This is a genomic window from Radiobacillus sp. PE A8.2 (assembly GCF_045635475.1).
Taxonomy (GTDB): domain Bacteria; phylum Bacillota; class Bacilli; order Bacillales; family Amphibacillaceae; genus JBJGXI01.
Genome location: NZ_JBJGXI010000044.1, coordinates 35,608 through 47,360, shown reverse-complemented (window position 1 = coordinate 47,360; position 11,753 = coordinate 35,608). Strand labels below are relative to the sequence as shown.

The window sequence follows — 11,753 nt, the reverse complement described above, 5'->3', positions numbered from 1 at the left end:
CACTCTCCAAGTTACGACGGAGTATAGCTGTTTTGCTTACTAACAACAATCTTTTAGAAAACAGCCTAATATAAAAAGACCACAAAGGATCGCCTTATTAGTTATATAACTAGGATTGTGTTATAGCATCTTCATTTTCAATACGGGATAAACGAGCTTCAATTTCATCAGAAGATAGATTGTGCTCCTCCACGTACATATTTCTTGGAGACACACGGCATTCATGTGTACAGCCACGCATATATTTATGCTCATTTTCTTCTGAGCAGAGAATTTGTTTATTACATTCAGGATTAGCACAATTGATGTAACGTTCACAAGGCTCGCCATCAAAGTAATCTTTTCCAACGATCACATGGTCTTTGCGATTTACTGGCACAGCAATTCGTTCATCAAATACATACAATTGCCCATCCCAAAGCTCACCTTGGACTTCTTGATCTTTTCCGTATGTGACAATTCCACCGTGTAGTTGACCTACATCTTCAAAGCCTTCTTTCACAAGCCAGCCTGAGAATTTTTCACAACGAATGCCACCAGTACAATACGTAATTACTTTTTTACCGTCTAATATGTCTTTGTTTTCTTTTACCCAATCTGGAAGGTCACGGAACGTTTCTATATCCGGACGGATTGCCCCGCGGAAATGACCCAAATCATATTCGTAATCATTTCTTGCATCTAAAACTACCGTATCTTCATCCTTTAGTGCTTCGTAAAACTCTTTTGGACTTAGATATTTTCCCGTTGTTTCTTTTGGATTCACATCATCTTCCAATCGAAGCGTTACTAATTCAGGTCTTGGACGAACGTGCATTTTCTTAAACGCATGTCCCTCTTCCTCATCAATCTTGAAGATCATATCAGCAAAACGAGGATCTGCATGCATCGCTTCCATATACTTATCTGTTTGTTCGATGGTACCGGAAACTGTGCCATTGATACCTTCGTTTGCGACTAAGACACGACCTTTTAATTCTAGATCCTTACAGAATTTTAGATGTTCTGCAGCAAAGCTTTCAGGATCATCAATTTGTACATAATTATAGTACAATAAAACGTGATACTTTTCCTTTTCCATTTGTATTACCACCTATCAATTCATATTTACAAGATATAAATGAGTATAGGCTGGACAATCTAATATAACATTGTATCTTGCAAGGATATATTTTACCAAAAAAGTATCATACATGGCAATGTCGTTTTTTGTAGTCCGAAAATTACCAGCGGATTATTGATTTTTAATGGAAAAAGTAGTAAAGTGAAGTAGTAAAAGGAAATTTGAATTTGAATATTTCTTTACGTTCTCTTTAACAATAAGTGGTGTAAAGGTAATATTAGATTCAGTTACCTTGTTTATTGTTAGGAGGTCAAGTATATGACAGGAAAAGTAAAATGGTTTAATGCAGAAAAAGGCTTTGGTTTTATCGAACGCGAAGACGGCGACGATGTATTCGTTCACTTCTCAGCGATCCAATCAGAAGGTTTCAAAACACTTGAAGAGGGTCAAGAAGTTGAATTCGAAATCGTTGAAGGAAACCGTGGACCACAAGCTGCTAACGTAACTGGTCTGTAATAACAACACAACTGCCAAAGGATGTATCTCTTGATGAGATGCATCCTTTTTTAATAGCTCAAATATTTTATAATGATTGTGGAGGATGATACGATGACTGATCATAGATTTAATTGGCACAAGGAAGCAGAGCAACAATGGGATATGCGTTCAAATTTTTGGAATCAAAATAGTAAGGATATGTGGGATTCCGGAAACCGCAGTACAATTATTCCATTAATCGGTAAGCATATGAACCCGCAAGCAAGATTGTTAGACGTTGGCTGTGGCGACGGCTACGGAGCATATAAATTATCAGCATTAGGATTTGAGGTTGTAGGGGTAGATATTTCTGCCGAGATGGTGAAAAAAGCGAAGCAAAATCAATCAAACCGACTTTCGTTTGTTCAAGGGGATGTGGTTAATCTTCCTTTTGAATCAGACACATTTGATGGGATCATGGTGATAAATGCGCTAGAATGGACGGAAGATCCTTTCAAAGGATTACGCGAATTACACCGGATAGCGAAAAAAGATGCACGCATATTTATAGGTATTTTGGGACCGGCAGCTGGTCCGCGAACGAATAGTTTTCCCAGGTTGATTGGCGAGCCAACAATCTGCAATACGATGATGCCGTGGGAACTAGAGCAATTGGCGCTAGAATTAGATCTTAAAGTAATTGACGGCATGGGTGTGTATGATGCACAAGTAGATCAATTTGAGATTGACCAACTGCCAAAGCGCTTAAAACAAGCACTCACATTCATGTGGGTATCTGTGTTGAAAAAATAAGGAGGAACAAGATTGGATAAGAAATATATAGAAGATAAAGTGATAGAACAATATCAACAAGATGAAAAAATGATGATATTAATTTTTGCGCAATGGTGTATTAACAAACAGTTAGATCCAATTCAATTATATCAAGAAGCCTATCCTAATCAAATGAAAAATCCGGTGCTGGATGAAGTGATGGAGTTGACTGTAACGAAGGAAGAGTCGGATACAATACCAGATGAATCGGTTCTACATGTTTTACAACTGTTTGGTAACGATGATTTGGCTATTGTCGTGGCGTCTTATTTAGATAAATAATGGTTTTGACCACTACCTCTGTACATGATACGATTTACTTTAACAAATCAGCTCGGGTTTTAACAAGGTAAATAACAAATTATGAACAAAGGGGAGAGGTAAACGTGGAGAAACTTAAAAAAGCCATCTTGCAAAAGGGAAAGGTCGTAAGCAAAGATGTATTAAAGGTTGATAGCTTTCTCAATCATACGATAGATCCTTTACTTATGAAACAAATAGGTGAAGAGTTCTATTTTAGGTTTAAAGGGGAGCATGTGACCAAGATTATAACAATTGAAAGCTCAGGAATAGCGCCGGCAGTTATGACGGGACTATTTTTAAATGCACCAGTCGTTTTTGCGAGAAAGAAAAAGTCACTTACCATGACAGATGACGTATATAAAGAGACCGTATTCTCCTATACAAAGCAAGAATATACAGATATCACAATTTCTAAAAAGCAAATTTCGGAAGGTGACCGCGTCTTAATTATTGATGATTTCTTGGCAAACGGTGAAGCAGCACTAGCGCTTGCCAAGTTAATGAAACAGTCGAATGCAACAGTGATCGGTATTGGAATTGTTATTGAAAAATCCTTTCAGCCAGGGCGCAATAAGCTTATTGACAAGGGTTATCGCGTAGATTCCTTAGCGAGAATCGCTTCCATGGAAGATGGTAAAGTGACATTTGTTGAAGAAAAAGCAGAAATCCATCCAAAATAGGATGGATTTTTGTATCGCCAACTGAAAAGTAACTCATTTTAGTCAATTTCATAATACTGATTTTTAGCTATCTTCATCCATATATAGTCGGATTAAACCGTCTCCGAACTATATACGGATGAAGATAGCTGTATAAGGTAATTATGAAATTGACTCACTTACTAAAAAGCTTAATCAGTGCTTGTGTACCATTGTTTTCATAGCCGTTTTCCGCTAATTGCTTATAAAGTGATAAAGATAGCTCCAATCCAGGAGTCATTAATCCCATTTCGTCAGCTGATTCGAGTGCAATCGTCATATCCTTAATAAAGTGCTTTACATAAAAACCAGGTTGATCATCACCGGCAATCATGCGAGGAGCTAGGTTGGATAAAGACCAGCTACCTGCTGCTCCGGTGGTGATCGTCTCTAATACGCGTTCTGGGTTTAGACCAGCTTTCTGGGCATAAGTAATTGCTTCACATACCCCAATCATGCCAGTGGCAATCGCAATTTGATTGCACATCTTTGTATGTTGGCCAGCACCAGCTTCACCTTGGAGAACAATGTTTTCTCCCATCACTTCAAATAATGGAAGTACCGCATCAAATGCCTGCAGTTCACCACCAACCATGATTGCTAACTTTCCATTTCTTGCACCAATGTCGCCACCGGATACAGGAGCATCTAATGCGTAGATGTGTTTTGCTTTTGCTTGTTCGTAAATCTGAACGGCTAATGCTGGCTTCGATGTTGTCATATCAATAACGAAACTATTGGGTTGGGCATTGTTCAAAATGCCATTTTCACCAAAGTAGACTTCTTCAACATCACTTGGATAACCGACAATCGTTAAAATCACATCCGAATCGGCTGCTAAATCTGCAACTGTATCTTTCCACACCGCACCTAATTGTATTAATTCATCAGCTTTTGCTTCCGTTCTAGTAAATACATTTAAGTTGTAGCCTGCCTGTAAAATGTTTTTGGCCATGCTTTTTCCCATTACACCTAATCCGATAAATCCGACGGTAGCTTGTTTAGTCACAGTCATTCTTATACTCCCTTTCAAATTTGTCTCTTCATAATAAATTCGATACAAATGATTTAAGACCCTTTATTTATGACTTTATGTACGCGTTCTTTGCCGAGATAAGAAAATTCTTTGCCATCTTTAACAACTAATGTAGCGTCATCATCAATACCGTAGCCAATAGGTACATCGTGACTTAATAGACCGAGTTCTAAGTTAGCTGCATCATTCCATTTGCTATAGTGCACACTAATTAGTACGTTATCAACCAACCCAATGCCTTCCCCTAACCATGCTTTCCCGTTATCCGTATCACTTGGTGACAGCAGCACTTGTGTTGGCAAAATTAACGCGCCTGCAGAGCAGCCAGCAATTGGTACGCCATTTGTATATTGGCTTGTAATCATGGATTTTAAAATTTCATTTGTATAATAAAAATGATACGTTTTCGTATGCCCGCCGCCAATAAAAATGCCTGTTGCATTACGCAGAGTTTTTACTGCTTTTTCCATTGATAAGTAGCCGTCTGGCTCTGGAATAATAACTGAAATATTGTCTGGATCAACGCCGTTTTCTATCCATAATTTCGTATATCGAGGTAAATACGCTTCCCAACCAGGCCGATATACAAGTAAGAGTGCAATCTTTGCTTTATTTCCACCAGCCTGCTTAACAAATGCTTGCATAGCTTCGGGTTGAGAGGGATTTCCTCCTAGTAAAAATAAATGATTATTTTCCATTACAAAATCCCACCTGAGTTCCCTTATTATTTCCTCAAGTATACAATAACAAAGTGGGATATAAGCAAGCATATTTATTCAGTTGATCTCGCGTATAAAGTAAAATACTTTTTAAGTGCGTGTTTAAAAAGTTCCGTTTAGCATCGAGAAGATAGGCTATTTGCGTAATTATTATGATTAATTGGGATTTTTTGAACAACCTCTCTAAGAACAATAAAGGGATGATACATACATATGGAATGGCAATTAAAAACATTTGAACAATTATCTACATCGGAATTATATAGCATACTAAAGGCGAGGGTTGACGTGTTTGTTGTAGAACAAAACTGCCCTTATCCAGAAGTGGATAATGTTGACCAAGCTTGTTTACACTTGTTTTCAGAGAAGAATGGAGAAATAATCGCATATGCACGACTAATACCTAGCGAAATTTTGTACCCACAAGCTTCTATTGGTCGAGTATTAATACATAAAGCACACCGAGGTCACGGTTATGCGCATCAGTTAATGAAAAAAGCGATTGAAGTTATTAATGATGATCGGAAACAGTCGGCTATAAAGTTACATGGACAGGAATATTTACGCCACTTTTATGGCTCTTTCGGTTTTAAAGAAATTACCGAAGTATATTTAGAAGACAACATTCCACATGTTGATATGCTGTTAGAGCTTGCAAGGTAATAATAACGAAATTACCAAAAAACGAGCAGTTTTTGATCTCTGTTAACGGTTATACTATAACTGCCCCATTGAAGACATGATTGTCAGGAGGCGATTATACGTGATCACTGTAACAGAGCAAAATAAATGTAAAGAAATGTTATTGGAGCGGAAGCAAGAGTTAGATGCTCAAATAGAGGACCATTTTGGAACGCAGTACGAATTAATAAAAGAATCCATGGGCGACCTTTCAAGCTACGACAATCATCCGGGGGACCAAGGAACAGAGCTCTATGAGCGAGAAAAAGACATCGCTTTAAATGACCACGCCGAAGAAGAAGTGAAAGATATAAATAAAGCGTTACAAGCCATAGAAGCTGGAACGTTTGGGAAATGTGAAGTATGCGGGACCGACATCGATAAAGACAGAATGTTGGCGATGCCAACGTCACTCCGCTGTATTGAACATGCGGATCATCGAATTTCCCGTGACAGACCGGCAGAGGAAGATGTCATCCATCCAAGCGTGAATGAGATGGAATCATCCGTCGATGAGGAAGAATCGACAATTTTTGATGCAGAGGATTCATGGCAACGTGTAAGTGCGTGGGGCTCATCAGAGGGACCTTCCGATTTCTATGACACAGAAAAAGACTTTGACAACATGTTTTTTAATTCGGATGAATTAGTCGGTAGTGCAGAAGAAGTAGAAGGATTTATATTAACCGATATGCACGGCAATTATATCGGGGTAAATGAAGACCATGAGAAGTATGAAGATTATTTAGATGAAAATCAAGTAAGCTCAATCTTATATGAATAATGAAAAGAGTCATCCTAGAGTTAGTCTTGGGATGACTCTTTTTAAAAAATTGTGCATGTGTCTAGCTCCAGCGTCCAGCAACTAGCGAGACTTCCCTCACCTCATGACACGATAAGTCAACATCGACTCCAGGTTTGTCGAGGGTCGACTAAGAGCGGACTTGCCGTCCAACGTCGACAACCCCCTTATGCAGGGGCATGTTGCCTTTATCTCCTCGAAAATACAATGCAATTTTCTTCGTGCGAGGTGACGCTTCGAAGCATACTCTGGTCCTACGGCTCAGTCCGTACGTTGCTAAACGGACGCTTGCGCTTTTCTTATGCGTTATATGGTAAAATTTAAAACAGATCAAAGATGATTATCATATTATATTTTTTTCCTCTAATCGATTAGCAATAATCTGATATCCGCGCCCATTTGGGTGAATTCCGGATCTGACTTTATTTTTATAAAAATCAAAAGGTTTATAAATATCAATATAGGAGACTTTTCGGGATTCCATTAACTGAAGTGTCGAATTAAATCGTTGCACCCATGATTCACTGTGAGCCAAATCAGGAAGTGGGTTGTATAAACCGACAACTTGAATAATATAATTGTCTGCTCCTTTAATGTTACGAATATGATCAATAAGCAGCTGTATATTCTTGTGAAACAAAGCGAGCGCTTTTCTAAAAACTTGTGGATCATCACTTTTCTTATAATCTTTATTGGCCTGAATTAAATCGTTTCCGCCAATCGTAATTGTAATGATTTTAGCATTTGCAATGTCTTCTATTACATCAGGCTGTTCAGCCATAAGAAGCAGTTCTGTAGATGTGAGTTTAGGTTTGGCGTGCAATCTAGTTATCACGTGACACTGGTATTGGCTACTTAACTTGTAAGCGTAACGGTCAACGAAACCTGCACTAAAGTAAGTACCATTTCCGATAGTAAGTGAGTCGCCGAGGGCAGTGTAGAGCAACGGAGTATGCATAAGTACCCACTCCTTTCATCACGTGTTTGTTCATCTTATGATGGAAGGGATTTATGTGTGTAAATATGCGTTTATTATAACGGAGAGTGTGATTTGCTGTGGAAGGTTTAAAAAAATTAATAAAGAGAGGATACCGTCTTTTGACGGATCGCCATTATAAAAAAGATACGATTATTTACGAACGATATAAGGTGAAATCAATACTTGGAGTTGGTAGCTACGGAATAACCTATCTCTGCACCAATCTTGTGAGTGACGCGTTATGTGTAGTAAAACAGATGACAAAGAGTAAGAAAAGGCAAGAGATCAGTCAGATTTATAAGCAAGAGATTAAAATACTTAACATGTTGAATCATCCTAATATACCAGCATATATTGAATCTTTTACATACAACGAGGACTGTTTTTTTTCAATGGAATATATAAAGGGTAGGAATTTTGAGGACGTTTTATTTTATGATAAACAAACATATAAAGAAATAGAGGCATTGTTACTTATTCGACAACTATTAGAGGTCATTGAATATGTGCACGCGCAAGGGGTTATTCACGGTGATCTTAGAATCCCTAATGTGATTGTGAATAAGGAAAAACCTTACATCATAGATTTTGGCCTGGGAACAGACGCTTCACAACATAAAAACAAGGCTGATCTATTTAGGCAGGATTATTATGACCTAGGCGATTTACTACTCTTCTTACTATATTCCGGCTATAACGCCGGAGTTAAAAAAGGCCGTCCTTGGACCGAAGAGTTATCATTGCACGCTACTACTAGGCGCCTATTAAAACGGATGCTTGGTATAGACCAACCTTATTCTAATACAAAAGAAATAAAAAGTGATCTTGATATGGCTATAGATCAGCTAAGTTAGCTACTGCTTCCATAGCCTTTTCTTTTATATCTGTGACTACCATGAAACGGAGATCGTTTGTGATCGTTACTACTGCTACTATACCGACGATATTTACGATGGCTGCTGGAACTATAATGGCGACTGCGGTATTTGCGCTTACTGCTACTTCCACTATGCTTCATTACTTTTTTGATAAACTTGTCAAACATCGAAAAACCTCCTTTTGTTTATTATTATCTACTACGATTATTTGGCGAGTGAAGTTTCAATAATTGATGAAACATCTATAAAAACTGACTCTCGGTTATTTGAGGGTCTTTTTTTTATGGAATTTGGAAAGTTTTTCTTGATTTTAGCATAATATATATTGTATAGTACATTACAGTACTAATGCACTAACCTAATCGTGTGGAAGGAGGCTTCGCTTTGATTCTAAATCCGGATAGTACAAAACCAATCTACGTTCAAATTGCAGAATGGTTAGAAACCGAAATACTGAATGACAACATTCAAAAAGATGAGAAAATGTATTCGCAGTATCAACTTGCAGAGATGTTTAATATTAACCCCGCAACAGGAGCGAAAGGACTTAACTTGCTAGCAGATGAAATGATTTTATATAAGAAAAGAGGGCTTGGTATGTTTGTATCAACAGAAGCGAAGCAGCTAATCCTGACGAAAAGGAAAAATCAAACACTAAAACAATTAGTAATAGACGTGGTTTTAGAAGCAGAAAGACTACATGTGGATGAACAGGAATTAATTGAAATGATCAAACAAGTGAAAAACGACAGTGAGGGGGATGCAAAATGAAGGTGATTGAATGTAGTGGATTAACAAAAGCCTATAGTAAGGGAAAGGCATTAAATGAATTATCTTTCACAATTGAGGAAAATAAAATTACTGGCTTAATTGGAAGAAATGGAGCAGGTAAAACAACACTGCTTAAGATTATTGCGGGTTATTTGAATGAAACCTCAGGAGAGATACGCGTGTTTTCGCAGAAACCTTTTAACAATCTGAAGGTATCAAAAAATATGGTCTTTATAGATGATCAACTGACATTTCCTGCTGCTTTTAGATTGCAAGAAGTCCTCGATACAGCGGAACTGTTTTATCAGCACTGGGATATGGACTTAGCAATGCGATTATCGAACTACTTCTCTTTAAACCTCAATAGTTATCATGCGAGTTTATCAAAAGGAATGACGAGCACATTCAATATGATCTTTGGATTAGCAGCAAGATGCCCACTAACTATCTTCGATGAGCCCACAACAGGAATGGACGCAGCAGTTCGTAAAGATTTTTACCGTGCGTTATTAAAAGACTATATAAATCATCCGAGAACAATTCTCTTGTCGAGTCACTTATTAAATGAAATTGATGATCTTCTAGAAGATATTTTGCTCATTAATGATGGACAAAAAGCTCTTCATTTACCTGTCGAGGATTTAAAAAACTATGCAATTGGCGTACGCGGCAATACAGAGACGGTTAATGAATTGTTGAGAGGAAGAGAAGTATTTCATCGCCAAAGCATTGGAAGTAATGGGACGTACGTGGTTGTTAAAAATGATGCCGCTATACATGCAACAGGTTTGGAAGTCACACCAGTATCTGCTGATGATTTATGCGTCTATTTAACGAACAAGACCAAAGGGGGAATCGATGATGTTTTTAACAGAGGCTAATTTAAATGAAGTTGTAAAGCAGCAATACCAATTTAAGTTGAAAGCATATGTTGGGGTATTCAGTTCCTTACTTGTTGCACAAATTATTGCCATCCTTTTTTCGTTTGCTGGAATGGGAAATTATTCTACGAGCTCTATGTCTTATAGCATAGATATGCGTTATTTTTCTGGAGACTTAATCATCGGCTTCACGATGATATGGGCATTTGTTAATGCAATTATTATTACTACCAAAGGCAATAAATACGTAGATTTTGTGTTTGTTACAAACCGAATCAGCAGTAATATATCTAATATTGCTTTTCTGTTGACAGCAAGTCTTATCGGAGCTGTTACATCGATTTTAGCAAGCTTTCTCGTGAAAGTTGGAGTATTGTACTTGTTTGATTTTCAGTTTATCGCTGGAGAATTGCACACAGTCAGTGAGCTCTTAGTGGGTATTGTTTCAACAACATTATATATTTTCTTAGTAGCTTCATTTGGATACTTTTTCGGCGTGTTGGGACAGCTTAGTAAATTATTAATTGTGTTTATTCCGGCGCTATTTACAGGGTTTTTATTTCTTGAGGCTAGAGCGTTTGGCCAATCAACCTATGTTGCAAAATTCTTTAACTTTTATGTTGGGGAAAGCTCGATGTTGCTATTTTTAGGAAAGGTTCTACTTACTGTAATTACCCTTTATAGTGGAGCTGTTTTAATCTCCAATCGCATGGAGGTAAGAGGATGATTATGATTAGCATACTGCCAATCTTAACAATAATCGGGATAGGTGCTTTCGTATTTTTAATTTTGAGACGTCTTGGAAATGCTAAGAAGCCAATTCTAGTTAATCGAATTAAATGGATATTTATAGGTTATGGCATTGTGTTGTTATGTGCAACTGTATTGTACTATTTTATGCCAAAAGATAGTTTTAAACCAGCTGCATCCACTGATACTGCTGAATTGGAAAATCGGGATGATTTAATAACTAATATGTACAACCAAGCATTACAAGGTAACGTGGATCAATTGGAAGGTATAACTGTAAAAGAAGATTGGCAATTTGAAGTGGATGGCAGTCAGTTAACGATTAACCAAAGTGACTATAACGCATTTATTTTTGTAGAGAAAAAAGAAAATGCAGATAACAAGATTGATGTAACGGAGTATGGAACGAAAGCTTATTTTGACAATATTGACGTTACAGATTTGTTGCAGGCTTCAAATATAACATACCGTAATAACGAGCTCATGATAAATAGCCCTTACAGAGCGAGCATTAATATTGTGAAATTTAATAAGGAATTTACGATAACACAGTTCACAGGAGAAAAGGGCATGGGTCATGATGTAAACAATATAAGAGAAAACACGATTATTTATGTGCAGGTTCCAGCGGATGTAGAGGTAAGTGGGGATGAAATAGAATTTGTTCAAAACTAAAATCAGGAAAACGAGCTTGGTTCTGCCAAACTCGTTTTTTATATTGGCTGTTTTGTAAAAGTTTGTGGTTATTACGCAAAATAGCTAGTATGCGACGTAACCTTGGGATAGTGCTTCCACCCAAAAGCACAAGTGCTACATCTACTAAATCAAAGCGCTATTCAATAGTACGCCCTTTCCAGAACGGGGTAGTACGAAGGTCTGTC

At 37.5% G+C, this 11,753-nt stretch carries 16 protein-coding genes; 11 read left to right on the top strand and 5 right to left on the bottom strand.

The features are described from left to right. Positions 1 to 109 precede the first annotated feature (109 nt). A complete protein-coding gene (trhO, locus tag ACI6MV_RS19545) occupies positions 110 to 1,081 on the bottom strand; it encodes an oxygen-dependent tRNA uridine(34) hydroxylase TrhO (protein WP_407272000.1) in 972 nt (323 codons plus the stop codon). 300 nt (positions 1,082 to 1,381) lie between these two features. On the opposite strand from trhO, the gene ACI6MV_RS19540 reads away from it, so the two are divergent. The 4 genes from ACI6MV_RS19540 (at position 1,382) to ACI6MV_RS19525 (ending at position 3,357) form a co-directional block, all read left to right on the top strand. Further along, the gene (locus tag ACI6MV_RS19540; RefSeq protein ID WP_407271999.1) at positions 1,382 to 1,579 is read left to right on the top strand and encodes a cold shock domain-containing protein; all 198 of its coding nucleotides are present in this window, start codon (positions 1,382 to 1,384) and stop codon (positions 1,577 to 1,579) included. Positions 1,580 to 1,672: 93 nt separating this feature from the next. Further along, positions 1,673 to 2,353, top strand: a complete 681-nt coding sequence (locus tag ACI6MV_RS19535; RefSeq protein ID WP_407271998.1) for a class I SAM-dependent methyltransferase — start codon at positions 1,673 to 1,675, stop codon at positions 2,351 to 2,353. Between the two features lie 12 nt (positions 2,354 to 2,365). After that, entirely contained in the window at positions 2,366 to 2,656 is a 291-nt protein-coding gene (locus ACI6MV_RS19530; RefSeq protein ID WP_407271997.1) for a hypothetical protein, read from the top strand. A 104-nt stretch (positions 2,657 to 2,760) separates the two neighbouring features. Next, the gene (locus ACI6MV_RS19525; RefSeq protein WP_407271996.1) at positions 2,761 to 3,357 is read left to right on the top strand and encodes a xanthine phosphoribosyltransferase; all 597 of its coding nucleotides are present in this window, start codon (positions 2,761 to 2,763) and stop codon (positions 3,355 to 3,357) included. Between the two features lie 154 nt (positions 3,358 to 3,511). On the opposite strand, the gene ACI6MV_RS19520 is transcribed toward ACI6MV_RS19525, so the two are convergent. Next, the gene (locus ACI6MV_RS19520; protein WP_407271995.1) at positions 3,512 to 4,390 is read right to left on the bottom strand and encodes an NAD(P)-dependent oxidoreductase; all 879 of its coding nucleotides are present in this window, start codon (positions 4,388 to 4,390) and stop codon (positions 3,512 to 3,514) included. Between the two features lie 53 nt (positions 4,391 to 4,443). Further along, positions 4,444 to 5,109, bottom strand: a complete 666-nt coding sequence (locus ACI6MV_RS19515) for a Type 1 glutamine amidotransferase-like domain-containing protein (RefSeq protein WP_407271994.1) — start codon at positions 5,107 to 5,109, stop codon at positions 4,444 to 4,446. Positions 5,110 to 5,343: 234 nt separating this feature from the next. Between ACI6MV_RS19515 and ACI6MV_RS19510 the strand changes: the two genes are divergently transcribed. Both ACI6MV_RS19510 and ACI6MV_RS19505 read left to right on the top strand, forming a co-directional pair. After that, positions 5,344 to 5,793 carry a GNAT family N-acetyltransferase gene (locus ACI6MV_RS19510; RefSeq protein WP_407271993.1) on the top strand — a complete coding sequence of 150 codons (450 nt, stop codon included), beginning with the start codon at positions 5,344 to 5,346 and terminating at the stop codon, positions 5,791 to 5,793. Between the two features lie 100 nt (positions 5,794 to 5,893). After that, a complete protein-coding gene (locus ACI6MV_RS19505) occupies positions 5,894 to 6,595 on the top strand; it encodes a TraR/DksA C4-type zinc finger protein (RefSeq protein ID WP_407271992.1) in 702 nt (233 codons plus the stop codon). Positions 6,596 to 6,956: 361 nt separating this feature from the next. Here the strand turns inward: ACI6MV_RS19505 and ACI6MV_RS19500 are convergent, their stop codons facing one another. Beyond that, positions 6,957 to 7,571: a GDSL-type esterase/lipase family protein gene (locus tag ACI6MV_RS19500; RefSeq protein WP_407271991.1), complete on the bottom strand. Its 615-nt coding sequence runs from the start codon at positions 7,569 to 7,571 to the stop codon at positions 6,957 to 6,959. A gap of 140 nt (positions 7,572 to 7,711) precedes the next feature. Here ACI6MV_RS19500 and ACI6MV_RS19495 point away from each other — a divergent pair, with 140 nt between their 5' ends. After that, positions 7,712 to 8,446 (top strand): serine/threonine protein kinase, encoded by a 735-nt coding sequence (locus ACI6MV_RS19495; protein WP_407271990.1) that lies wholly within the window; start codon positions 7,712 to 7,714, stop codon positions 8,444 to 8,446. Here ACI6MV_RS19495 and ACI6MV_RS19490 read toward each other — a convergent pair. Continuing rightward, positions 8,427 to 8,600 (bottom strand): hypothetical protein, encoded by a 174-nt coding sequence (locus ACI6MV_RS19490; protein ID WP_407271989.1) that lies wholly within the window; start codon positions 8,598 to 8,600, stop codon positions 8,427 to 8,429. The genes ACI6MV_RS19495 and ACI6MV_RS19490 overlap by 20 nt on opposite strands. Positions 8,601 to 8,854: 254 nt before the next feature. On the opposite strand from ACI6MV_RS19490, the gene ACI6MV_RS19485 reads away from it, so the two are divergent. From ACI6MV_RS19485 to ACI6MV_RS19470, 4 genes are read left to right on the top strand one after another with little or no spacing between them, the layout of a single operon-like run. Then, positions 8,855 to 9,241, top strand: coding sequence for a GntR family transcriptional regulator (locus ACI6MV_RS19485; protein WP_407271988.1), 387 nt, complete (start codon positions 8,855 to 8,857; stop codon positions 9,239 to 9,241). After that, entirely contained in the window at positions 9,238 to 10,122 is an 885-nt protein-coding gene (locus tag ACI6MV_RS19480) for an ATP-binding cassette domain-containing protein (protein WP_407271987.1), read from the top strand. Before ACI6MV_RS19485 ends, ACI6MV_RS19480 begins: the two co-directional genes overlap by 4 nt. Next, a complete protein-coding gene (locus ACI6MV_RS19475; RefSeq protein ID WP_407271986.1) occupies positions 10,103 to 10,849 on the top strand; it encodes a hypothetical protein in 747 nt (248 codons plus the stop codon). Before ACI6MV_RS19480 ends, ACI6MV_RS19475 begins: the two co-directional genes overlap by 20 nt. Next, on the top strand, positions 10,846 to 11,547 hold the full coding sequence (locus ACI6MV_RS19470; protein WP_407271985.1) for a hypothetical protein: 702 nt from the start codon (positions 10,846 to 10,848) through the stop codon (positions 11,545 to 11,547). Before ACI6MV_RS19475 ends, ACI6MV_RS19470 begins: the two co-directional genes overlap by 4 nt. Positions 11,548 to 11,753 lie beyond the last annotated feature (206 nt).